The sequence below is a fragment of the Acidovorax temperans genome (assembly GCF_028596105.1).
Lineage (GTDB): Bacteria > Pseudomonadota > Gammaproteobacteria > Burkholderiales > Burkholderiaceae_C > Acidovorax > Acidovorax temperans.
The window spans coordinates 1,378,940-1,401,978 of the sequence record NZ_CP117193.1 but is presented as its reverse complement, the minus strand read 5'-3'; the positions used below and the strand labels follow the sequence as shown (position 1 = coordinate 1,401,978).

The following is a 23,039-nucleotide window of genomic DNA, read 5'->3' as shown; positions in this document are numbered from 1 at the left end:
GGGCACGACCATGTGGGAGATCTACGCCTACCAGAACGCGGACAGCCTGTTTGGGGTGTTCAATGCGTCCGCCGCGATCCACGCCTCCGGCGACTACGCATCGGCAGTCGCGGCGGTGGCCTTCTGCGGCTTCGTCGCCGCCCTGATCGCCTACGCGTTCGCCCCTGAAAAGCTCCAAGGCTGGAAGTGGCTGGCCTCGGTGGTGCTGGTCTTCGGCATCCTGATCGTCCCGAAGGTCACCGTGGGCATCATCGACAAGACCGGCGGCTCGCCGGTCAAGGTCGTGGACAACGTGCCCTTCGGGGTGGCGCTGCTGGGCAGCCTGACCAGCACCATCGGGCACACGCTCACCGGGCTGTTCGAGACCGCCTTCCAGGTGATCCCCGGCGCGGGGGCCTTGCCGGCCGAGCTCTCCTACCAGCAGAACGGCCTGATGTTCGGGAACCGCCTGGTCAGGGAGACCGGCAACGTGGTGTTCCAGGACCCCGCCTTCCGCACGGACCTCGTGAACTTCATTCACAACTGCGCGATGTATGACCTGATCGACAGCTCGCTCGATCCGGCCACCTTCTCCGCCTCCGACGATGTCTGGCCGCTGATGGCCTCGCCCAACCCTGCGCGGTTCAGCACGCTCACGGGCGCAGGCGGCGCCGTGGGCGTGGACACCTGCCCGAACGTGTACCAGAGCCTCAATGGCCGGCTGCCGGCGCAACTCCAACGCATCCAGGGGCGTCTGGCCTTCCAGCTCAACCCAACGCTACCCGGCACCGCGGCGGCGGCCGCGATCGCAGGCCAGATCCAGCAGGCCTACCTCAAGAACAGCATTGCCAATGCGTCAGCCACCGCCGCGGACATCATCCGGCAGAACGCCATGCTCAACGCGCTTGAGGACACGGGCAAGATCGTCGGGCAGAAGGTCAATGACCCGGCGGCCATGGTGCTGGCCGTGGGCCGGGCCCAGGCCGTCGCCCAGATGAACGCCTCGTGGCTGAATTACGGCAAGGTCGCCGAGCAGGCGCTGCCCGTCTTCCGCAACGTGATCGAAGCGGTCACCTACGCGATGTTCCCGCTGTTCGTGCTCCTGCTGCTGCTCACCAGCGGCCGCGAGACGATGATGGCGTTCAAGGGGTATGCGTCGATCCTGATCTGGATCCAGCTCTGGCCTCCGCTGTACGCCATCCTCAACTACATGGCCTCGATCTACGCGGCCTACGACCTGGCAGCCGCGGCGGACCTGGGCACCGGCACGAAGGCGCTGGCGCTGCAGACGGCCTCGGTGATCTATTCCCGCGCGCTCTCGGGTGAGGCGATCGTGGGGTATCTCGCCATTAGCATTCCCTTTGTAGCCTGGGCCGCACTGAAAAGGATGGAGAACTTCGGCACGGCGCTGGTGGGCGGGCTGTCAGGCTTGCAGGCCATGCTGTCGGGCTCGACTTCGGCGGTCACCGTCGGCAATACGTCGCTGGGCAACGTCTCCATGGACCAGATGCAGCTCGCGCCGAACCGTACCTCGGCATTCATGGGGAGCTGGCAGCACGACCTGAGCGGCAACACCTTCTCGGCGAACGCGCTCACGGGCAGGACGGCGGTGAGCCTGCTGCGCAACCAGGGCTACGCATCGCGGGTCGTGTCGATGCGGGTGTCCGAACAGGACGTGCAGGACGCCAGCCGGCAGGTGGATGCCGCGCGCAGCGAGGCGGTGGCGGCCAGCAGCGAGCGCTCGTCCGTACTGGCGGAGGCCTTCACGAAGGGCGTGGCCAAGTTGCGGTCGTCGCGCAGCAGCAGCGGCTCCACGTCGAGCAGCTTCGAGCAGTTCGGCGAGACGCTCAATCGGCTGGACCAGATTAGCAGGAGCGTCTCGGACACCACGGGCCTGACACAGGCGCAGGTCGCGCGAATAGCGCTGGGGGCCTCTGGCCGACTTGGCGTCAACACCCCCCTCTTCGGTCTACAAGGCAACGCAACAGCTGAGAAGGCCTATGCATCGGGTTTGTCCAAGGCAGAGCAGCAGGCTCTTGCCTCCATGACGAGTGAACAACTTGCCGAGTTCAAGCAGTTCGGCGACCGAGCATCGCAGGACAGGAGCTTCATGAACGTCATAGCGAGCGATGCACGTGAAGCCCAGGACCTCGCCTCACGCCTGTCTTCGACCGCTACACGCTCGGAGCGTGCCGACGCAAGCCTCGCGGAGCGAAGCGCCTTCGCGGAGCGCGTCTCGACAGCGTACGAACGGGGCGAGACGATCTCTATCGACATCGCCCAGGACCCGCACAACCTCGCCATGTTCACCCGCTACGCCGAGCAGTACGGCGGCAACAGCGCCTCCGCGCACGTGCTGATGGAAGCGGAACTGGCCCGACAATCCCTGCGCCCGCATAGCGTGTTCTCGGACGGCACGGCGGTGCCAACGACCTTTGGCGACCTTCAGGCCCATCACCTGCGGAACTCCGGCGATCCGGCACTTGCACCCGACCTCACAGGGCGCCACCAATCGAATCAAGGTGACGTGCGCCGGTTCGGTGGCGGCGCAGCGCCCCCCGCGCCGATGGCGGGTTCGCCTTCATCGGTGCGCAGCACGATTCATCAGGAGGGTCAGCGCATCCGGGCAAGCACTTCGGCCGATCAGGGAGGATTCGACCGAAAAGCCCAGATCACGCAGACACCAGACGGCACCCTAGCTTCCGAGCGTTCCCTGATGAAGCAGACTGGGAAGCAGATCAAAGAAGACGCCGCCCCGATCATCAATGATGCGACTCAAGCCGTTAAGGACGCCTTGAAGAAGTAGATCCGTTAGATGTTCTTGTCGGCGTCGAACATGTGGTTTCCAAGCTCCGGTCGCGGTGGCTTCATGAACGGCATGTGTCCTTCATCGCGCCAGTAGTTGGCCGCGACATCACGGCTTGACGTTCCAAGTCCCCCAGGGATGGGCTCGATTTCTTCTTCGGTTTGGAGTGGAAGGCGACCTTGCCGTTTCCCGATCTGTGACAACCCACCGCCGATTGCTCCGCCGAACAGCGCGCCCACGGCCATCATGACGATGCGCAGGCCCCAGTCGTCGTTGCGTGCAGGCAGGTACCCAGCGCCGACGCCCAGCAGCAGGAAGAAGAGGAAGATGGCTTTTCGCATGAGCACCTCCTGACAGTTACCCTATCAGCGGCGACCTTCATGTCAAGACCTCCAAGGGCCTTCCAGCCTCTCACCACACGATATGGTCGGCTGGCGCCGTCGAATGTCCGAGTTCCTCAATCTTCCTGGGAGCCCTGCGAATCCTAGACTGCCGTCTGCGTCTCGCGGACTGCAGCCTCGATCACGTCGAAAGCGACCGTCGGCACACGGTCGGCTAACGCTTGCGCTCTTTGATGGAGATCACCTCGGCGTTGTCCAGGCAGATGACCGCCAGCACGGTGTCACTGCGATGGCTCGCGCGTGCCCCACAGCTTGAGAGCGCTGCCGAACCGCTTGAATCGACTGAGGCACTTGCGCGGGCCGCGAATGGCACAGGTGCCGCGAGCGTGAACGGGCGGATTTCCCGATGACAAATCCTCTTTGTCGCTTTTGGCAATGACGTTTACATTCCCTTCGTATCGGAAATGCAACCAACGGAGGGGCGGATGATGAAGCGGATCTCAAAGGCAGCGGCGGCGGCTGGTCTCTCGCTGCTAGCGAGCGGCTGTGCCACATTCAGCCAGCAGAAGGCGCTCACGGAGAAAGTGAGCCCCGTCATTTCACAACTGCGACAACGTCAGGCCGAGGCGGACGCTGCACGGATGGCGTTCTACGCAGCCGCGCCCATTCTCAACAGCCAGGTGGACGCCACTGAACTAAATGGCATGATCAGCGCGCTGTGCGCGCCGCCTCCACCGATTCCGGCAGAAGCGCTCGATGCGCTGGACGCATTCCAGCGGCAGCTGACCGTGCTCAGCAAGGAACCCGATGCCAGCTTTTCGGGCTATCAGCAGAGCATCGCCACCACACAGAAGACGCTCAACAGCCTCACTGCACTGGGCGACTACCAGGCCCGGGAAATACAACGCCGGAAGGACGCGGCCGAGCAGGAGGCCGATATCGTGAAGCGCGAATTGGACTGCGGCACTGTGATCCGACAGAACTTTGCTGCGGAGATCACTGGGCCTGATTTCGGCACGGATGTCAAGGCGTTGGGCTCGGTAGCTGTGATCCAAGCAGTCGGCGCGCTCATCCTCAAGATCGAGCAGATCGCGGACCGCGAGCTTCGCGCTGCCGCGCTACGCCAGTACGTCGCCATCTACAAGGCAGAGGTGGCTGTCGCCTTGGACCAACTCGATTCCAGCACGAGCCAAGGCGCCATCGCCAACGATCCGGAGCTGCGCAAGTCCAAAGTACCACCGGGTGCGCGCAGCGCCTACTCCCGTATGCTGCGCGAGCACCTTCAATACCTTGAGCGCAAGGCCTTGCTACTGCTACGCGATGCACGAAACCCGGCCTTGCCCCGCACTCTCAACCTGCAGGCCGCAGACGCGTTCGCCGAGACCGCAGCAGCGCACGCCAAGGTGCTGGGCGCTCTCACGATCGCCGACCGGACTCTAGCCAGCTTGCGCACTTGGTACTGGACCTACACGCGGGCTATCGAGGCCGGTCCGTCAAGCCCCAGCGAGTTGGTTGACGCGCTGTTCGCTGCCACCAAGGATCTGAGCGCATTGGACAGTTTGTATGGCTCCTTCGACAAGGCCCGCAACCAATAGGAGGCGGCTGTTCCTCGGCCTCGCTGTGGCGGGCTGCGGCGGCCTCGCCCTCGCGGCCGCTTGGCAGGAAGGCACCAAGCCCTATATCTACAAGGGCTTCAAGCCCGATCCATCGCTGGAGCTATCCTGGCAAGTGGCAATCGTGCTGCGCAAGACCCCCGATGCAATCCGCTGCGGAGGCGCGGTCATTGCATCGCGCTGGGTTCTCACCGCCGCCCACTGCGTTGATGGCATCGACGCCTCCGACGTCCGCGTCATCGCCAATACGCGGAATCTCAATGATCCGGCGCGAACCGTGCGCCGGGTCAACGAACTCGAGACCTACTACCACCAGGGACTGGAATACAGCGCCTCGTCCCGGCGCTTCGACGCCGCGCTGCTCAAGCTCGACCAGCCCATCGCGGCAAAACCGCTGGAACTCGCCTCCGCGGCCGAAGCGTCGCTGGACGCCGTAGGAGCGAAGGCCCAGGTCTTCGGCTGGGGTATCACGGAATCGGGGGTGTTTTCCACCGACTTGCTGGCAGCGAACGTCACCATCCATCCCGGCGCGACATGCCAAGCATCGGGTCCTGGGATACCTCCGCTGGCGGACACGCTGATGATCTGTGCAGGGGGGAACGTCGAGGACGCATGCAGCGGCGACAGCGGGGGACCGCTCGTGGCTGAGCTGGGCGGCCGACAGTTCGTGATCGGCATCGTCAGCCGCGGCGTCGACTGCGCGAAGCATCAGGGAGCCGGCATCTACACGCGAGTTCGCGCCCTGAGCACTTGGATCTCCACAATGCGCGCCAAGCACGCCGATCCCGGAGAAATCGAGCAGCGCTAAAGGTGAGACGCTTCTTACCAGGCCAATGCAACGCGCAAGAACGAAACCGGACACGGGGCACGTAACCAGTTCACCAGCCCATCCAGCGCAAAACCCTCTACAGCATGCAGGGAATACGTGTGCGCTTCGGGTTTCTGCACCCATCTATGTCGCAAGGGAAGCCCATCCCGTCCCAGAACTGGTGGACCCCTGGGTGGACCCCTGGCTGCCGAACAAAGAAAAAGGGCTCCTAACTTGATAGCTAGGAGCCCTTATCGTTATTGGTCGGCGTGGCGGGATTCGAACTCGCGACCCCTTGCACCCCATGCAAGTGCGCTACCAGGCTGCGCTACACGCCGACAAGACTTAGATTATATACACAAAATCGACCTTCTCACGAAAGAAGCGCCTTTATCTCCAACAATTCTCGACGCACCGCGATCAAGTCCAGCACAACGCCAGCGTCCACCGCCGATGCTGCAAGGGTGCTGTGTTCAGCATCACCCTCTGCACCATCAGTCGCATCGTTAACGTCAAGCATGGACGCTGCATTTTCACGCTCTACCTGGGAGATCTCTTGCAGACGGTTGCGTGCACCGCTGATCGTGAAGCCTTGGTCGTAGAGCAGATCCCGAATCCGGCGAATCATCAGCACCTCGTGGTGCTGGTAATACCGGCGATTGCCCCGACGCTTCATGGGACGCAACTGCGTGAATTCCTGCTCCCAATAACGCAGCACATGCGGCTTGACGCCGCAGAGTTCAGCGACCTCACCGATGGTGAAGTAGCGTTTGGCCGGAATGACAGGAAGCGTTACGCCCATGATGGGAGACCGACGAAGACGTTAAACCGCCTAGCGTACTGCAGAGGCGGCTGCATCACCACTGTCGTTGCGCAGATTTCTCGGCGATCCGATAAATGGTTCACGCCGCGCTGTCAGCGGCGCTGCCTTGTATCTGCTCCTTGAGTTTGCTGCTGGCGTGAAAGGTGACCACGCGCCGGGCCTCGATCGGGATCTCTTCCCCGGTACGGGGATTGCGTCCAGGCCGTGGGGCCTTGGTCCGGATCTGGAAGTTGCCAAATCCGGACAGTTTCACGTCCTTGCCGTCAATCAAGCTCTGCACGATGAGATCAAAGAAGGCATCGACCATGTCCTTGGACTCGCGCTTGTTCAAGCCGATCTGGTCAAACAACAGGTCTGCCAGCTGGGCTTTGGTCAGCGCGTTGGTCTCAAGGCTGTCAACTGCGAATTCAATCACTTGGGGCATCTTCCAGCATCAAACGCGCAGGCGGCCACCGGTGCGGGCGACCAGTTGCGTGACCACGGCCTGCACGGCCGCTTCGATTTCAGCTTCGGTGAGCGAGGCTTCGTCGCTGCCCAAGGTCAAGCGCACCGCCAGACTCTTTTCTCCAGCAGCCACAGCGCCGCCTGCAGCGGACTCTTCCCCAGGTCGGGCCGCCTTGGGTCGATACACGTCAAACAGCACAGCGGAACGCAACAGTGACGCAGGAACGGCGGACTCCACCGCAGCCATGACTTCGCTGTGGGTCACACGCTCTGCCACAACGATCGCCAGATCGCGTTCCACCGCCTGGTGTTTGGCCACAGCCTTGAACTGAGGCACGGTGCGTTGCAGCACGGCATCCAGCTCCAGTTCGAACAGCACAGGCGCTTGAGGCAACTCCCACGACTGGCGCCATTGCGGATGCAACTCACCCACGTAGCCAATCAGCTTGCCGTTCATCAGCACACGGGCGCAGCGGCCAGGGTGCATCGCCGGATGGCTACCAGGCTCGAAGGTAGCACGCAGCGGTGCCAGCATCGCTTCGACATCGCCCTTGACGTCGAAGAAGTCAATGCCCTGCTCTTTGCGCCCCCACTGGAGCACATCGTTGGCACCATAGGCCACACCCGCCACCCGCATGGGCTGGTGAAAGCCTTCCACGGTGGTGTCGGTGTTGGCCACAGAGGCATCGCGCAAGAACACACGGCCCAGCTCAAACACACGCACGCGCTGGGCCTTGCGGTCCAGGTTGAACTTGAGCACTTGCAGCAATGAGCCCAGCAGCGTGGAGCGCATCACGCTCATCTGGCTGGCGATCGGGTTGAGCAACTTGATCGGGTTGGGATTGCCAGCCAGCTCATGCTCCCAGCGCTCTTCGACGAAGCTGAAGTTGATCGTCTCTTGGTAACCCAGCCCGGCCAGCAGGCGGCGCACGGCAAAGGGGCTGCGCGTTGCTTCGGCGGGCAGTTTGGGCGTGATGGGAGCCAAGGGCGGGGTCGTTGGCAGGTTGTTGTAACCCACCATGCGCGCCACCTCTTCAATCAGATCTTCTTCGATCGCGATGTCAAAACGGTAACTCGGAGGAGTCACCGTGATCACACCGTCCGACTCAGTCACGGGCAAGCCCAGGCGCTTCAAGGCGTCCACACATTGCGCTTGCGTGAGCGGCATGCCGATGACCTTGGCTGCGCGGGCCACGCGCAGCGCCACGGGCTGAGCTGCGGGCAGATGCACCACTTGGTCGTCTACAGGGCCGCAAACTGTCTCAGGCGTGCCGCAAATGTCGATCACCAGCTGGGTGATGCGCTCGATGTGCTCCACCGTCAGGCTCGGGTCCACACCGCGTTCAAAGCGGTGCCCAGCATCGGTAGAGAAATTGAAACGGCGCGAGCGCCCTGCCACCGCCTTGGGCCACCAGAAGGCGGCCTCGATGTAGATGTTTTTCGTGTCGTCGGAAACGGCAGTGGCGTCACCGCCCATGATCCCGGCGAGCGACTCCACCTGGCTGTCGTCGGCAATCACGCCGACTTTTTCATCCACCGTCACGGTATTGCCGTTGAGCAGCTTGAGTTGCTCGCCCGCCTTGCCCCAACGCACGTCAAGGCCGCCGTGGATCTTGTCGAGGTCAAAAATGTGCGATGGACGGCCCAACTCGAACATCACGTAGTTGGAAATATCCACCAAGGGCGACACGCCTCGCTGGCCGCAGCGGGCCAGGCGATCCAGCATCCACTGCGGCGTGGCGGCGCGGGTGTTCACATTGCGTACGATGCGGCCCGAGAAACGACCGCACAAATCAGGCGCACTGACCTTCACCGGCAACTTGTCGGCCAGCTGGGTTGGCACGGCTGGGAACGCTGGCTGCTTGAGCGGAGCCCCCGTCAGCGCAGACACCTCGCGGGCAATGCCGTAAACGCTCAGGCAATGCGCGAGATTGGGCGTGAGCTTGAGGGTGAACAGCGTGTCGTCCAGATTCAGGTAGGCACGAATGTCCTGCCCCACGGGCGCTGCAGCATCCAGCTCCAGCAAGCCACCATGGTCTTCCGACAGTTTGAGCTCACGGGCCGAGCACAACATGCCCTGGCTCTCCACACCGCGCAACTTGCCCACCTTGATGAGGAAGGGCTTGCCATCGTCACCGGGTGGCAACTCGGCACCCACCAAGGCGCAAGGCACCTTGATGCCCACACGGGCGTTGGGCGCGCCGCAAACGATGTTCAGCAGGGCGCCCTGCCCCACATCGACCTGGCACACGCGCAGGCGATCGGCGTCAGGATGCTGCACAGCTTCCTTGATCTCGCCCACGACGATTTTGGTGAAGGGAGGCGCCACGGGACGCAGTTCTTCGACCTCCAGCCCTGCCATGGTCAGGGTGTCGGCCAGCTCTTGCGTCGTCAGCGGTGGATTGCAGAATTCGCGCAACCAGGACTCAGGAAATTGCATAGTGGGATTCTTTGGCGTTGCTCTTAAAAAAAGTAGCAGCTAGCGCTTTTTGCGAAAGGGTTTCAGCAACCAAACATGGTGAAACCCAATGAATACAAGCGCAGCCAGCTCACTTTTTTGCGTTATTGGAACTGCGACAGGAAACGGATGTCACCGTCGAAGAACAGGCGCAAATCGTTGACGCCATAGCGCAGCATGGTCAGGCGGTCAGGCCCCATGCCGAAGGCGAAGCCGATGTACTTTTCAGGATCGAGCCCCATGTTGCGCACCACGTTGGGGTGCACCTGACCGGAACCCGCCACCTCCAGCCAACGACCGGCCAATGGGCCTGTCTGGAACTGGATGTCGATTTCGGCACTGGGCTCTGTGAACGGGAAGAAGCTGGGGCGGAACCGCAGCACCAAGTCGTCGCTCTCGAAGAAGGTGCGGCAGAAGTCCGTGAAGATGACCTTCAAATCCTTGAAGCTCACGTTCTCGCCAATCCACAGGCCTTCGCACTGGTGGAACATGGGCGAATGCGTGGCATCGCTGTCCACGCGGTAGGTGCGGCCCGGGGCGATCACGCGAATCTCGGGCATGGCCTGGCCTGCGTCGAGCAGCGCACGGTGCTTTTTCACATGCTGCACGGCATGGCGAATCTGCATCGGGCTGGTGTGGGTGCGCAGCAGGTTGGGGGCGGTGGCAGTGCCGCCCTCCACGTAAAACGTATCGTGCATGGAACGCGCAGGATGGTCTTCCGGCGTGTTCAGTGCAGTGAAGTTGAACCAGTCGGTCTCGATCTCGGGGCCTTGAGCCACATCGAAACCCATAGAGCCGAAAATGCCCTCGATGCGCTCCAGCGTGAGCGACACAGGGTGCAAACCGCCCTGCCCGCGCTGGCGGCCTGGCAGGCTCACATCCAAGGCCTCGGCCTTGAGTTGGGCTTGCAGCTCGGCATCAGCCAGTGCCTGACGACGGGCGGTCAGTGCGGCTTCGATCGCCTGCTTGGTCAGGTTGATGGCAGCGCCACGGGACTTCTTCTCTTCGACGGACAGCTGCGCCATCCCCTTCATGAGCTCCGTCACACGGCCCGATTTGCCCAAAAACTGCGCCTTGGCATTTTCCAGCTCAGCAGGGGTAGCGCTTTGTGCAAACAGTTGCTTTGCGCTTTCGACCAGAGAATCCAACTCGTTCATATCGACTCTTGAAAATAAACAAGGGCTAGTGCCTTTTCAAGCTCTAGCCCTTGCTGTTATTGCGCAAGAAGCTATCAAAACGATAGCCTCTTATCGTGATCTCAAGCAGCCAGCTTGGCCTTGACTTGGTTCACGATGCTGCCGAAGGCAGCCTTGTCGTGCACTGCGAGGTCGGCCAGCATCTTGCGGTCGATCTCGATGGAAGCCTTCTTCAGGCCGTTGGCGAACTGGCTGTATGTCAGGCCCAGTTCACGTGCAGCGGCGTTGATACGGGCAATCCACAACTGGCGGAACACGCGCTTCTTGTTGCGGCGGTCACGGTAGGCATATTGCCCAGCCTTCATTACCGCCTGTTTGGCGATACGGAAGACGTTACCGCGGCGACCACGGAAACCCTTGGCAAGGGCGAGAACTTTCTTGTGACGGGCACGGGCCGTTACACCACGTTTGACGCGAGGCATGTATGTACTCCTTGTTCGTCAGTTATTACAGGCCAGCGCTAGGCAGCATTTGTGCGATCGAGCCCATGTTGGTCTCATGCACATTCACTGCACCACGCAGATGGCGCTTGTTCTTGGTGGTCTTCTTGGTCAAGATGTGACGCTTGAAGGCCTGACCGCGCTTGACGGTACCACCTGGACGAACGCGGAAACGTTTTTTCGCGCTGCTCTTGGTCTTCATTTTGGGCATTTGAATGCTCCTTTTCGTTGTGCTCGTGAGGCGTTTGCAAACCGATCTGCAAACTTGTTGGCCCCGAGCCACTTTTACCCAGGATGTGACTCCTGGGGGCTGGCAGTGCGAACACTGCCTTTGACCGGCATGCGTTTGCACGCAAGCCGACAAACTTATCAAACCTCGCTGACGGCTCCGCGCATTCAGGCAGCGGTGCCACCTGCTGCATTGTCTGCAGCAGGCTTGGCTGCAGCAGGCTTCTTCTTGCCTGGTGCGATCATCATGATCATCTGGCGCCCTTCCAACTTGGGAAACTGCTCAATGATGATCGAATCAGCCAACTCATCGCGAATACGATTCAGCAAGGCCAAACCTAATTCCTGATGGGTAATTTCACGCCCGCGAAAACGCAGGGTGATCTTGCATTTGTCCCCATCCGCCAAAAAGCGGCGGATGTTGCGCAATTTGATGTTGTAGTCGCCATCGTCCGTACCAGGACGAAACTTGACTTCCTTGATCTCGATGACCGTCTGCTTCGCCTTGGCTTCTGCAGCGCGTTTTTGCTCCTGATACTTGAACTTTCCGTAGTCCATCAGGCGGCAAACCGGGGGGTTGGCCGTTGCAGCAATTTCCACCAGATCCACATCCAGCTCGCCAGCCATGCGAAGGGCTTCCATCAAACTCACAACGCCCAAAGGCTCGTTGTCAGGCCCAGAAAGACGAACTTCTGGGGCCATGATTTCACGGTTCAGGCGGTGCTTGCGCTCTTCGCGCTGGCGACGATCACGAAATTCAGTAGCGATGGCTATCTTCCTTGAATCAAAATGCTACGAAAATTGTAGCTACACCCGCGCAACTGGCGTGCCCCAGAGCTAGATTTATTCAAAATCAGGCTTTGTCAGCGATGTCTTTGGCGATGAGTTCAATGAACGCATCTACCGACATCACACCGAGGTCACGATTGCCTCGGGCGCGCACTGCGACGGCTCCTGCTGCTTTCTCTTTGTCACCTGCGACAAGGATGTAAGGCAGCTTTTGCAACGAATGCTCGCGTATTTTATACGTAATCTTCTCGTTACGCAGATCCAGGGCCACCCTAAGGTCTTGATTGGGCAGTGCTTTTTGCAGTTTTGCTGCAATTTCACGACAGTAATCCGCTTGCGAATCGGTGATGTTGAGCACCGAGACCTGCACCGGAGCCAACCATGTGGGTAGTGCGCCCGAATGCTGCTCGATCAAAATTCCGATGAAGCGCTCCAGGCTGCCCACGATGGCACGGTGCAGCATGATGGGACGGTGGCGTGCGCCGTCTTCCCCCACAAATTCTGCATCCAGACGCTCTGGCAGGTTGGGGTCCACCTGGATCGTGCCGCACTGCCACTGGCGTCCCAAGGCATCCTTGAGCGTGTATTCAATCTTGGGGCCGTAGAAGGCGCCTTCCCCCGGCAGGTACTCAAACTCACAACCGGAGGCGCGCAAGCCTTCGGCCAGTGCGCTTTCCGCACGGTCCCAACTTTCCTCCGTGCCGATGCGCTTTTCCGGGCGGGTCGAGAGCTTGTAGATGATGTCGGTGAAGCCAAAATCCTTGTAGACCTTCTGCAGCAGCTTGGTGAAAGCCACTACTTCCGACTGGATCTGGTCTTCGGTACAGAAGATGTGGCCATCATCCTGCGTGAAGGCGCGCACCCGCATGATGCCGTGCAGACCGCCGGTGGGCTCGTTGCGGTGGCATTGGCCGAACTCGCCAAACCGCAGCGGCAGATCGCGGTAGCTCTTGATGCCCTGCTTGAAGATGATGATGTGACCAGGGCAGTTCATCGGCTTGAGCGCATAGTCGCGCTTTTCCGACTCGGTCACAAACATGTTCTCGCGGTACTTGTCCCAGTGCCCAGTCTTCTCCCACAGGCTCTGATCCAGGATCTGCGGGCCCTTGACCTCCTGATAACCGTTGTCACGGTACACGCGGCGCATGTACTGTTCCACCTCTTGCCACACAGTCCAGCCCTTCGGGTGCCAGAACACGGTACCGGGCGAGTGCTCGTCGATGTGGAACAGATCCAGCTCACGGCCGAGCTTGCGGTGGTCGCGCTTCTCGGCTTCTTCCAGCATCGTGAGGTACTGCTGCAGCTCGTCCTTGCTCGCCCAAGCCGTGCCATACACGCGCTGCAGCATTTCGTTGCGGTGGTCACCACGCCAGTACGCGCCCGCCACCTTCATCAGCTTGAAAAACTTCAGCTTGCCAGTGCTAGGAACGTGTGGGCCGCGGCAAAGGTCTTCAAACTCCCCTTCACGGTACAGGCTCACATCTTCATTGCTGGGAATGCTGGCAATGATTTCAGCCTTGTAGTGTTCACCCAGGCCCTTGAAATAAGCCACAGCCTCATCGCGTGGCAGCACCCGGCGCACCACCGGCTCATCCTTCGCAGCCAACTCAGCCATCTTCTTCTCGATGGCTGCCAAATCTTCAGGCGTAAAGGGGCGCTTGTACGCAAAGTCGTAATAAAACCCGTTTTCGATCACTGGCCCGATGGTGACCTGCGCATCAGGAAACAGCTGCTTGACGGCATAAGCCAGCAAGTGGGCTGTGGAGTGGCGAATCACTTCAAGACCATCCGCATCCTTGGCTGTGATGATGGACAGCGGGCTGTCTGCAGTGATCTGGTAACTGGTATCAACCACCTTGTCACCGATCTTGCCGGCCAATGCGGCCTTGGCCAGACCTGCACCAATCGACGCAGCAACTTCGGCCACGGTGACAGGGCCTGGAAATTCGCGCTGCGAGCCATCAGGAAGCGTAATGTGAATCATGGGATGTCCGTAAGAAAGGGGGCAGATGCGACTGCATCCGCAGAAAGCTCAAAACAAAAAAGCGCGGAACCGGCCGCGCTTTTTGGAGGGAGTGCATCTCGTGCAGGCGCGAACGGCCAGCCACTAGTGGCCGGTGAGGATCTCCGTCGTAGTTCGCGGTGTCATAACCAAGGTGCCTTTCTCGCTCTTGTAGGTGGAAACTGCCGACATTTTAACCATCCCCGAGGAACGGACAGCAAAAAGCCCGGGCAAGCCCGGGCTCTGAGTCGCTACCTGCCAGAGCAGATCAGTGGAACTGCTCTTCTTCGGTCGAGCCTGTCAGGGCCTTCACGGAAGACGAGCCACCCTGGATCACGGTGGTCACATCGTCGAAGTAGCCTGCGCCCACTTCTTGCTGGTGCGACACGAAGGTGTAGCCCTTGTCGCGTGCTGCGAACTCAGGCTCTTGCACCATTTCAACGTAGTGCTTCATGCCTTCGCCGCGAGCGTATGCATGGGCGAACTGGAAGGTGTTGTACCAGTTGATATGGATGCCCGCCAGCGTGATGAACTGGTACTTGTAGCCCAGTGCGGACAGCTCTTCCTGGAAGGAAGCGATCTGGCTGTCGTTGAGGTTCTTCTTCCAGTTAAACGATGGCGAGCAGTTGTACGACAGCAGCTTGCCGGGGCAGGCAGCGTGCACAGCTTGCGCGAATTCACGGGCGAAGCCGATGTCTGGCACGCCAGTTTCGCACCACACCAAGTCGGCGTAGGGGGCGTAGGCCACGCCACGGCTGATGGCTTGTTCCAGACCGTTCTTCACGCGGTAGAAGCCTTCTTGTGTGCGCTCGCCAGTCAGGAAAGGCTTGTCGTTGGCGTCATGGTCAGAGGTGATCAGGTTGGCGGCTTCAGCGTCAGTACGCGCCAGCACGATGGTGGGAACACCCATCACGTCGGCAGCGAAGCGGGCAGCGATCAGCTTTTCGCAGGCTTCCTGCGTGGGCACCAGCACCTTGCCACCCATGTGACCGCACTTCTTCACCGCAGCCAGCTGGTCTTCAAAGTGCACGCCGGCTGCGCCTGCGGCAATCATGTTCTTCATCAGTTCGAAGGCGTTGAGCACACCGCCGAAACCGGCTTCCGCGTCGGCCACGATGGGCAGGAAGTAGTCAATGAACTCCTTGTCGCCAGGGTTCACGCCACGGCCCCACTGGATTTCGTCAGCGCGCTTGAAGGTGTTGTTGATGCGGCGAACCATGGTGGGCACCGAGTCGTAGGCGTACAGCGACTGGTCGGGGTACATGGTTTCAGACGTGTTGCCGTCAGCGGCCACTTGCCAGCCCGACAGGTACACGGCTTCCAGTCCTGCCTTGGCTTGTTGCATGGCTTGGCCAGCGGAGATGGCGCCGAACGCGTTGACGTAGCCCTTCTTGGCGCCACCGTTGATCTTGTCCCACAGCTTTTCAGCACCGCGCTTGGCCAGGGTGTACTCGATGGGCAGCGAACCACGCAGGCGCACCACATCGGCGGCGGAGTAACCGCGCTTCACACCCTTCCAGCGGGGGTTGGTCGCCCAGTCTTTTTCCAGGGCGGCAATTTGCTGTTCGCGGCTCAGTTGTTCGTTGAGGGATTGAGGCATGTGGACACTCCTGAGGTTGGTTAAAAACACCGGGCAATTTGCTCTGCCCATGGACACAACTTTAAGTCTTGTATAAGACACAAGCAAGCTCTTATGTCTTATACAAGAGATAAATTTTTTTATTTAAAAACAATGACTTAAATACATCATTCCTCAATGCAGTAGTTTGCTATCGCAATAAGAAATTTTTAGAGCAATCGAAACGTCTTTTTATTTCACAATGCAAAAATGAATTTTTACGATAAGAAATTTCTACCAAGCCAAAAACGCTGAAGCTGGCTGGAGCCGCAACGAGCAGGAGTCAACAGGCCATGCAGCCCCTACCCTCCTCACCCCAGACTTTTGCGGCCCCTCACGCCAAAAGGCTCTCGGTACGCGTTCACAACCCAGCAAGCGCCAACCGTCGGTCAACCGACTCCCTGTCTTGCGATGGCACACCAATGTAGCCATACCGGGTTGCGTTACGAAGACAAAGCAAAGACAAAGCGCGCCGAAGGCACTGGCAGGCAGTACGGCCATCGCAGTTGCGGGTTGTGCACGCTGGGGAGCCTCACACCCATGCCTGAGTCAGTGACACTCCAAAAAGGTGGGTTCCGTCGTGCATGATGCGGGGTTGTTTGCACTATTTCACGTTCGTTATGCACCACCCTAGCCGCCCCTTGGCCTACGTTTGTCTGGCACTCAGCATGGCCTTGGTGGGCAGTTATGTTGCCCTGTCCAAACCGCTGGCGGGGGTCATCCCGGTGTTCTTGCTGGCGTGGCTGCGTTTTGGGATTGGCGGTGTTGCCATGCTGGGCTGGCTGCGCAAGCCTGCAGACGAGCCCCCCATGAGCGCACAGACCAAGCGATTGCTGTTCCTGGAGTCGTTCCTGGGCAATTTCCTGTTCACCATGTGCATGCTTTATGGCGTCAGCCTGACGAGTGCCGTGTCGGCAGGCGTCACGATGGCTGCCATTCCAGCAGCGGTGGCCGTGATGAGCTGGGCGTTTCTGCGTGAACGGGTGCCGCCCCGGACGTGGGCTGCCGTAGCGCTCGCTGTGCTGGGTATTGCTCTGCTATCGCTATCAAAATCAGAGCATTCAGCGCACGGTGGAGCTGCGCAAGCGGGCGATAACACTGCCAATCTCACCTGGCTGGGGCAACTGCTGCTGATTGGCGCCGTGCTATGCGAAGCCGCGTATTCGGTTATTGGCAAGAAGCTCACCGGCTCGCTGGGCCCCAAGCGCATCACCTCACTGATCAACGTCTGGGGGTTTGTGCTGGCCACGCCCTTGGGCCTGTATACCGCTTACAGGTTTGACTTTGCCGCCGTGGGCACGGGCATGTGGCTGCTGCTGGTTTTCTACGCGCTGGCTGCCAGCGTGTGGACGGTGTGGCTGTGGATGACAGGGCTGAAGTCCATCCCCGCCGCGCAAGGCGGCGTGTTCACCGTGATGCTCCCCGTGAGCGCGGCGCTGGTCGGGGTGTGCGTGCTGGGCGAAACACTCACTGGCATCCAGACCCTGGCCTTGGGCATTGCCTTGGCCAGTGTGCTGCTGGCCACTCTGCCGCCCCGCAAAACGGCCAGCCCAGCCTCAGCCCAGCAGTGAAGTGGCACTGACCACGATGCCGTCCTCGTCTGCATAAAGCCAATCGCCGGGGCGCACCCACACGCCCTGGATCAACACGGCCACGTTGTTCTGGCCTTCATTGCGTTTCTCGGTCGGCAGCGGCATCAGCCCCAAGGCGCAGATGCCCACGGCGGCAGCCCGCAACTCCGCAGCGTCCCGCACGCAGCCGTTGACGACCACCCCCGCCCAGCCATTGCGGGCCCCAGCGGCTGCCAGGTTGCCGCCGACCAGTGCGCGGCGCAGCGATGCACCGCCATCCACCACCAGCACACGGCCTTGCCCAGGTGTATCGAGCGCGGCCTTGACCAGCGCGTTGTCCTCAAAGCACTTTACCGTTGCAACCGGGCCACAAAACGCCCCCTTGCCACCGTAGTGAAGAAAGCCTGGGGGCAACACCCGGAATGCACCGCTGTCATCGGCTTTGTGAACGTCGCACAAATCACAGGTGCTGAATGCAGCCGTTGGATGGTCAACCATGGAGAAAACCTTTTGTCAGAGAGGAAGAAAGCGGCCCCAGCGGACTCAAGCCGCCAGTTCCAACGCTCACATTGTCACCAGACATTGCAGGCGAGTCATGCCACACAGCCAGCCTACGTTTGTTAATCATTCATTGCCGTGCCACGCAGCCAAGGTAAGGGCCGCTACAAATCGAGGCAAAAAAAGCCTTTTCTCCCTTGGAAACCCGTTTTTTTCAAAGTAGCATCGGCTGGCCAGTGGGAAAGCCGCTTTTCTCTGGTGAAGATTGATGTCCAAAAAGGAAAAACCCAACATGGCAACTGCAAAAAAAGCTCCGGCAAAGACCGCTGCGGACAAGGCCGCAGCACCGGCAAAGAAGCGCACTCCCAACGCAGCCTTCATGAAGGCCCTCACCCCCAGCCCCGCACTGGCTGCCGTGGTGGGCTCTGCGCCACTGCCACGCACGGAGATCATCAGCAAGCTGTGGGTCTACATCAAGGCCAACAACCTGCAAGACGCCACCAACAAGCGCAACATCAACGCCGATGCCAAGCTCAAGGAGCTGTTCGGCAAACCTCAGGTTTCCATGTTCGAACTCGCTGGCCTGATTGGCAAGCACGTCAGCTGAGCCCCTCGCCCAGTGACGCAAAAGCCGGCTCTGCCGGCTTTTTGCTTTTTTGGCCCCGCTGACCGTGGCGTCTCGGTCCGTTGGTCACGCTGTTGTTTACAAACATCAATACAAATGAGAATGACCCTCATTTGATACAATACATAACAGCTGACAAACGCATAGCCATGCACAACACGCCCCGCTGCGTGAATCTAGCCATTGCCTCTGGTCTGCTCTTGGTACATCCCTCGCCCATGCTGCGCGGCCACCGCCGGTGCGTGCTGACGAGCGATGCCACACCACCTGCACCACCCATTTTCGGAGGCCACCTTGGCAAAAACCTGCGCACCGCGCGGCAGCAGCATGCTGCAATCGACCCCCTCTTCCACCCCCCAGTCCGACAAAGTCTTGCTGCCCCTGGGCGCCATGATGCTGGCCGCCTCGGTTGGCAGCTGGGCGCAGACCGGCACCACACCCGAAGCCACGCTGCCCGCCGTGACGGTGAAGGAGCAGGCCGCCCCACAGGGCAAAGACACCCTGCTGATCAAGCAGACCACCGTGGGCAAGGGCAAGCAAGAGATCAAGGACATTCCGCAGTCGGTCACGGTGTTCACTGAAAAGCTGATGAATGACCGCAACCAGGACGACTTCCGCGAAGTGCTGCGCACCACCGCTGGCGTGACCTTCCTCGCAGGCGAAACGGGTGAGGAAGACGTGCGTCTGCGCGGCTTCTCGCTGGGCCAGGCCGGTGATATCTACAACGACGGCATGAAGGATGCCCCGCTGCTGGAGCGCGATACGTTCAACAACGACCGCGTGGAAGTGCTCAAGGGCTCGGCCTCTATGCTGTTTGGCAAGGGCTCGACCGGCGGCGTGGTCAACCAGGTGAGCAAGTCTCCCCTGCTGATCGACCAGCACGAAGCCTCGTACACCTACGGCACGGGCAACACGCACCGCATCACGGGTGACTTCAACTTCATTACCGGCGAAAACGCGGCCTTCCGCCTGAACGCCATGGTGCAGGAGTCCGACAACTTTGGTGCCAAGCAAGACAAGCGCGGCATTGCGCCCAGCTTTGCCTGGGGCATCGGCACGCGCGACGAGTTCTCCATCGGCGCTTACTACCTGACCACCGAAGGCCGCCCGATCTACAACCACCCCTGGCGCCTGTCGTCTGACGGCAAGATCAACACCACGCTGCCCGCGCGCAATTTCTACGGGCTGGAAAGCGACTACAACAACACCGAATCCAAGTACATCACGCTGGGCCATATCCACCGCTTTGACGACAACGGCGAGCTGAACACCCGCCTGCGCTGGGGCAACTACAAGCGCGACATGCTGGCCAGCACCATTGGCTTCCAGAACAGCGGCATCACCCTGGGTCAGATCAACGAAAGCACCGTGCTGACCCGTGGCTCCAAGGGCCGCATCGGCGAAAGCGATGTGCTGCAAGCACAAAGCGACTACAGCAACACCTTCAACTGGGGCGGCAAGAAGCACGCCGTGCTGGCCGGGGTGGACTATTACGACGACGACGCCAAGCGCAACCAAAGCTACGCCAACACCACACCGCGCCCCACGACCATCGTTGGCGCGCCCAACAACGGCGCCTCGGTGGTGGATGGCCGCGCTCCCGTGCAGTGGAACACCTTCACGTCGCGCAACCTGGGACTGTATGCGCAAGACACCGTCTCGCTCACCAACACCCTCAAGCTGGTGGGCGGCCTGCGCTATGACGACTTCAGTGCGTCTTATCGCAACCCTGCCGGCACGATCAGCAACAAGATCTCGGACAGCCTGGTCAGCCCCCGCGTCGGCCTGATCTTCCAGCCCGACGAACTGTCTTCGTACTACGTGTCGTACGGCACCTCGTACAACACCTCGGGTGACACCTACCAGTTCGGCAATTTGGGAGCCACAACCAACCGCGCCGCCAACACTCCGCCCGAGAAGAGCCGCAACATCGAAATTGGCAGCAAGTTCGAGCTGTTCGAACGCCGCGCACTGCTGGGCGTGGCCATGTTCTACAGCGAGAAATACAACGAGCGCAACACCGACCCCGACACGGCTGCCGCGCAAGAGTTGCTGTCCGGCAAGCGCCACGCCACCGGCATGGAATTCAACCTGGCCGGTCGCCTGACACCCCAATGGGAAGTGTTCTTCAACCACACCTGGATTCCTGACGCCAAGATCGACCGCAGCAACGTGGCCCTGGCCGCCAACGGCGGCGGCGCGCAAGTGCAGGGCGATCGTCCCGGCCTCACACCCAAGCACAGCGGCAGCGTGTGGAGCACCTACGCCATCACGTCCAAGATCCGTGCAGGCGCTGGGATCACCTACCGCAGCAAGCAAAACCCCGAGGGCTCGCGCGCCGTGTACGCCAGCGGTTTCGGTGTGATGGATGCGATGGTCGAGTACGCCATCGACGACAAGACCTCCGTCAAGCTCAACGTGAACAACCTGTTTGACAAGGTCTATGCCGATGGCCTGTACCGCGGCTTCTACATCCCTGGCGCGGCACGCTCTGTGCAGCTGACCCTGAAGACCCGCTTCTGATCCCCTGCGCCACGGCCCCTTGCCCTCCTGCACACCATGTTCCTGCACATCCAGAACGTTCTGACCGCTGAGGAAATCGCTTTCTTCCAGCAATCCCTTGGCCCGGACGCCCCCTGGGTGGACGGAGCACGCAGCGCAGGGGGCCAGGCGCAGCACCAGAAAAACAACCTGCAGCTGTCGCAAGCCAGCGAGCTGTCTGCCCAGCTGCAGGCCAAGGTGAAGGCGGCCGTGCACCGCAGCGCCCTGTTTTTTTCAGCGGCCCTGCCACGGCGCATCTTCAACCCGCTGTTCAATAACTATGGCGACAGCGCCAACTACTACGGCAACCATGTAGACAGCGCCGTCATGCACTCCAAGGCCGATGGCTGCTGGGTGCGCAGCGACTTGTCTTGCACCCTGTTTCTGACGGCGCCCGAAGACTACGACGGTGGCGAGCTGGTCATCGCCCAGGCCCTGGGCGAAAAGCGCATCAAGCTGCCTGCGGGCGATTTGATCCTCTACCCCAGCAGCACCGTGCACCAGGTCTCGCCCGTCACACGCGGGCACCGCATCTGCAGCTTCTTCTGGGTGGAGAGCATGGTGCGTGGGCTGGAGCAGCGCCAGCTGCTGTTTGACATGGACATGGCCTTGCTCAAGCTGCGCCAAAGCGTGGGCGAAACTGATCCTGCGGTGATTGCCCTGTCGGGCACGTACCACAACCTGCTGCGCATGTGGGCCGATGTGTGAGAACCTGTTCAAGATCTTTTTGGGGTCGCACAAGTGCCTTGCCGGGATGGGATGCAAGGCGCGGTGTGCAGCCAATAGCTCGGCTATTGGCAAACGCCGCAACGCCGCAGACCGCCCGGCAAGACATTTGCCCGAAGGGTTGGAGTGAAATCGGGCCGATGAACTTGGAGCTTTGGCGCCCCGGCTGCTTGCGTGGGCACGAGCCCATGCGGCGCATCCAAGGCATCCACTCATCCCGATTGCACTCCAATGCGATCCCCCAAAAAGACCTTGAACAGGTTCTGAGTGCCATGGCAGCATCGCCCCATGGCTTGCTCCCGAAAAACTCTCTTTTTAATAGCACCTTGCGCTTACTAGACAAGCGCCAGGTGCTTTTTTCATTGCAATGACCCATTCCCCCGCCCTGCAAAAGGTTCCCCCCACCGTGGTGAGCCTGGCCGACCACGAACAGCACGCGCGCCAGCAACTGGACGACAACGCCTGGGCCTACTTCAGCGGCGGGGCGGCCGATGAAATCACCCTGCGCGCCAACCGCAGCGCGTGGGACGCCCTGACCCTGTGGCCGCGCGTGCTGCGTCCCCTGGCGGGCGGGCACACCCGCGTCAGCCTGCTGGGCCGCACGCTGGCCCACCCCATCTTGCTGGCCCCCATTGCCTTTCAGCGCATGGCCCACCCTGACGGCGAACTGGCCACCGCCTATGCCGCCGCAGCGCTGGGCGCAGGGCTGGTGCTCAGCACCCAGGCCAGCCTGCCGCTGGAGCCCATCGCCCAGGCGGTGCTCAGCGACCCGGGGCGCGGGCCGCTGTGGTTTCAGCTGTACCTGCAGCACGACCGGGGCTTCACCCAGGCCCTGGTGCAGCGCGCGGAAGCCGCAGGTTACGAGGCCCTAGTGCTCACCGTAGACGCCCCCACCAGCGGCATCCGCGACCGGGAGCGCCGCGCCGCATTCCGCCTGCCGCCCGGCATCGGCCCGGTGAACCTTGCGGGCCTGCAGCCCGCGCCCGCACCGCAACTGCAACCTGGGCAAAGCGCACTGTTCGATGGCCTGCTGCACCAGGCCCCCACCTGGGACGACATCGCCTGGCTCCGGTCCATCACCCGCCTGCCCGTGCTGCTCAAGGGGGTGCTGCACCCGGCTGACGCCATACAGGCCGTGGCAGCGGGGGCGGCTGGGGTCATCGTCTCCAACCACGGTGGGCGCACGCTCGACACCGCCCCGCCCACCGCCGTGGCCCTGCCCCGTGTGGCGCAGGCCGTGGCGGGCGCCGTGCCCGTGCTGGTGGATGGCGGCATCCGCCGGGGCACCGATGTGCTCAAGGCCATGGCGCTGGGCGCCAGCGCGGTGCTGGTGGGCAGGCCTGCCGTGCACGGGCTGGCCCACGCAGGGGCTGCGGGCGTGGCCCATGTGCTGCGGCTGCTGCGCGACGAGCTGGAGGTGGCCATGACCCTGACCGGCTGCAAAACCCTGGCGGATGCGCCAGCGGCATTGTCGGCTGACTGATCGAGCAACCGGGCCCTGCCCCGGTGCGCGGGCCCTCCACATGGCTTGTG

The 23,039-nt window shown here is 61.3% G+C and carries 20 protein-coding genes and 1 tRNA gene; 8 read left to right on the top strand and 13 right to left on the bottom strand.

The window, feature by feature from the left end:
• Window positions 1-10: 10 nt before the first annotated feature.
• Window positions 11-2,785 carry a conjugal transfer protein TraG N-terminal domain-containing protein gene (locus tag PQV96_RS06600; protein ID WP_060987588.1) on the top strand — a complete coding sequence of 925 codons (2,775 nt, stop codon included), beginning with the start codon at window positions 11-13 and terminating at the stop codon, window positions 2,783-2,785.
• Between the two features lie 5 nt (window positions 2,786-2,790).
• On the opposite strand, the gene PQV96_RS06595 is transcribed toward PQV96_RS06600, so the two are convergent.
• A complete protein-coding gene (locus PQV96_RS06595; RefSeq protein WP_273624847.1) occupies window positions 2,791-3,126 on the bottom strand; it encodes a hypothetical protein in 336 nt (111 codons plus the stop codon).
• Between the two features lie 485 nt (window positions 3,127-3,611).
• On the opposite strand from PQV96_RS06595, the gene PQV96_RS06590 reads away from it, so the two are divergent.
• On the top strand, window positions 3,612-4,721 hold the full coding sequence (locus PQV96_RS06590; protein WP_063460934.1) for a hypothetical protein: 1,110 nt from the start codon (window positions 3,612-3,614) through the stop codon (window positions 4,719-4,721).
• A complete protein-coding gene (locus PQV96_RS06585; protein ID WP_273624846.1) occupies window positions 4,690-5,547 on the top strand; it encodes a S1 family peptidase in 858 nt (285 codons plus the stop codon). Before PQV96_RS06590 ends, PQV96_RS06585 begins: the two co-directional genes overlap by 32 nt.
• A 261-nt stretch (window positions 5,548-5,808) precedes the next feature.
• Here the strand turns inward: PQV96_RS06585 and PQV96_RS06580 are convergent.
• From PQV96_RS06580 to aceA, 10 genes are all read right to left on the bottom strand, one after another.
• Window positions 5,809-5,885 (bottom strand) — tRNA-Pro (locus PQV96_RS06580).
• 35 nt (window positions 5,886-5,920) lie between these two features.
• Window positions 5,921-6,349: a MerR family transcriptional regulator gene (locus tag PQV96_RS06575; protein ID WP_273624845.1), complete on the bottom strand. Its 429-nt coding sequence runs from the start codon at window positions 6,347-6,349 to the stop codon at window positions 5,921-5,923.
• 100 nt (window positions 6,350-6,449) lie between these two features.
• Window positions 6,450-6,794: an integration host factor subunit alpha gene (locus PQV96_RS06570; protein WP_044399154.1), complete on the bottom strand. Its 345-nt coding sequence runs from the start codon at window positions 6,792-6,794 to the stop codon at window positions 6,450-6,452.
• A gap of 9 nt (window positions 6,795-6,803) precedes the next feature.
• Window positions 6,804-9,254, bottom strand: coding sequence for a phenylalanine--tRNA ligase subunit beta (pheT, locus tag PQV96_RS06565; protein WP_207374727.1), 2,451 nt, complete (start codon window positions 9,252-9,254; stop codon window positions 6,804-6,806).
• Between the two features lie 122 nt (window positions 9,255-9,376).
• Complete coding sequence (pheS, locus tag PQV96_RS06560; protein ID WP_044399158.1) at window positions 9,377-10,429, bottom strand: phenylalanine--tRNA ligase subunit alpha; 1,053 nt, start codon at window positions 10,427-10,429, stop codon at window positions 9,377-9,379.
• A 101-nt stretch (window positions 10,430-10,530) separates the two neighbouring features.
• The gene (gene rplT, locus PQV96_RS06555; protein ID WP_044399160.1) at window positions 10,531-10,890 is read right to left on the bottom strand and encodes a 50S ribosomal protein L20; all 360 of its coding nucleotides are present in this window, start codon (window positions 10,888-10,890) and stop codon (window positions 10,531-10,533) included.
• 25 nt (window positions 10,891-10,915) lie between these two features.
• A complete protein-coding gene (gene rpmI / locus PQV96_RS06550) occupies window positions 10,916-11,119 on the bottom strand; it encodes a 50S ribosomal protein L35 (protein WP_005795135.1) in 204 nt (67 codons plus the stop codon).
• A gap of 185 nt (window positions 11,120-11,304) precedes the next feature.
• On the bottom strand, window positions 11,305-11,910 hold the full coding sequence (infC, locus tag PQV96_RS06545) for a translation initiation factor IF-3 (protein ID WP_273625232.1): 606 nt from the start codon (window positions 11,908-11,910) through the stop codon (window positions 11,305-11,307).
• A 79-nt stretch (window positions 11,911-11,989) separates the two neighbouring features.
• A complete protein-coding gene (gene thrS / locus PQV96_RS06540; RefSeq protein WP_066696884.1) occupies window positions 11,990-13,909 on the bottom strand; it encodes a threonine--tRNA ligase in 1,920 nt (639 codons plus the stop codon).
• A 286-nt stretch (window positions 13,910-14,195) separates the two neighbouring features.
• Window positions 14,196-15,527 carry an isocitrate lyase gene (gene aceA, locus PQV96_RS06535; RefSeq protein ID WP_066783750.1) on the bottom strand — a complete coding sequence of 444 codons (1,332 nt, stop codon included), beginning with the start codon at window positions 15,525-15,527 and terminating at the stop codon, window positions 14,196-14,198.
• Between the two features lie 638 nt (window positions 15,528-16,165).
• On the opposite strand from aceA, the gene PQV96_RS06530 reads away from it, so the two are divergent.
• Entirely contained in the window at window positions 16,166-17,116 is a 951-nt protein-coding gene (locus PQV96_RS06530; RefSeq protein WP_207374728.1) for a DMT family transporter, read from the top strand.
• On the opposite strand, the gene rraA is transcribed toward PQV96_RS06530, so the two are convergent.
• Both rraA and PQV96_RS06520 read right to left on the bottom strand, forming a co-directional pair.
• Window positions 17,102-17,614 carry a ribonuclease E activity regulator RraA gene (gene rraA, locus PQV96_RS06525; protein ID WP_273624843.1) on the bottom strand — a complete coding sequence of 171 codons (513 nt, stop codon included), beginning with the start codon at window positions 17,612-17,614 and terminating at the stop codon, window positions 17,102-17,104. The two genes, PQV96_RS06530 and rraA, sit on opposite strands and share 15 nt — an antisense overlap.
• Window positions 17,615-17,740: 126 nt before the next feature.
• Window positions 17,741-17,995: a hypothetical protein gene (locus PQV96_RS06520; protein ID WP_170207357.1), complete on the bottom strand. Its 255-nt coding sequence runs from the start codon at window positions 17,993-17,995 to the stop codon at window positions 17,741-17,743.
• Here PQV96_RS06520 and PQV96_RS06515 point away from each other — a divergent pair.
• From PQV96_RS06515 to PQV96_RS06500, 4 genes are all read left to right on the top strand, one after another.
• On the top strand, window positions 17,907-18,221 hold the full coding sequence (locus PQV96_RS06515) for an SWIB/MDM2 domain-containing protein (protein ID WP_066696893.1): 315 nt from the start codon (window positions 17,907-17,909) through the stop codon (window positions 18,219-18,221). The two genes, PQV96_RS06520 and PQV96_RS06515, sit on opposite strands and share 89 nt — an antisense overlap.
• A 408-nt stretch (window positions 18,222-18,629) precedes the next feature.
• Complete coding sequence (locus PQV96_RS06510) at window positions 18,630-20,762, top strand: TonB-dependent receptor (RefSeq protein ID WP_420482204.1); 2,133 nt, start codon at window positions 18,630-18,632, stop codon at window positions 20,760-20,762.
• 36 nt (window positions 20,763-20,798) lie between these two features.
• On the top strand, window positions 20,799-21,488 hold the full coding sequence (locus tag PQV96_RS06505) for a Fe2+-dependent dioxygenase (protein WP_273624842.1): 690 nt from the start codon (window positions 20,799-20,801) through the stop codon (window positions 21,486-21,488).
• A 385-nt stretch (window positions 21,489-21,873) separates the two neighbouring features.
• A complete protein-coding gene (locus PQV96_RS06500) occupies window positions 21,874-22,989 on the top strand; it encodes an alpha-hydroxy acid oxidase (RefSeq protein ID WP_273624841.1) in 1,116 nt (371 codons plus the stop codon).
• Window positions 22,990-23,039 lie beyond the last annotated feature (50 nt).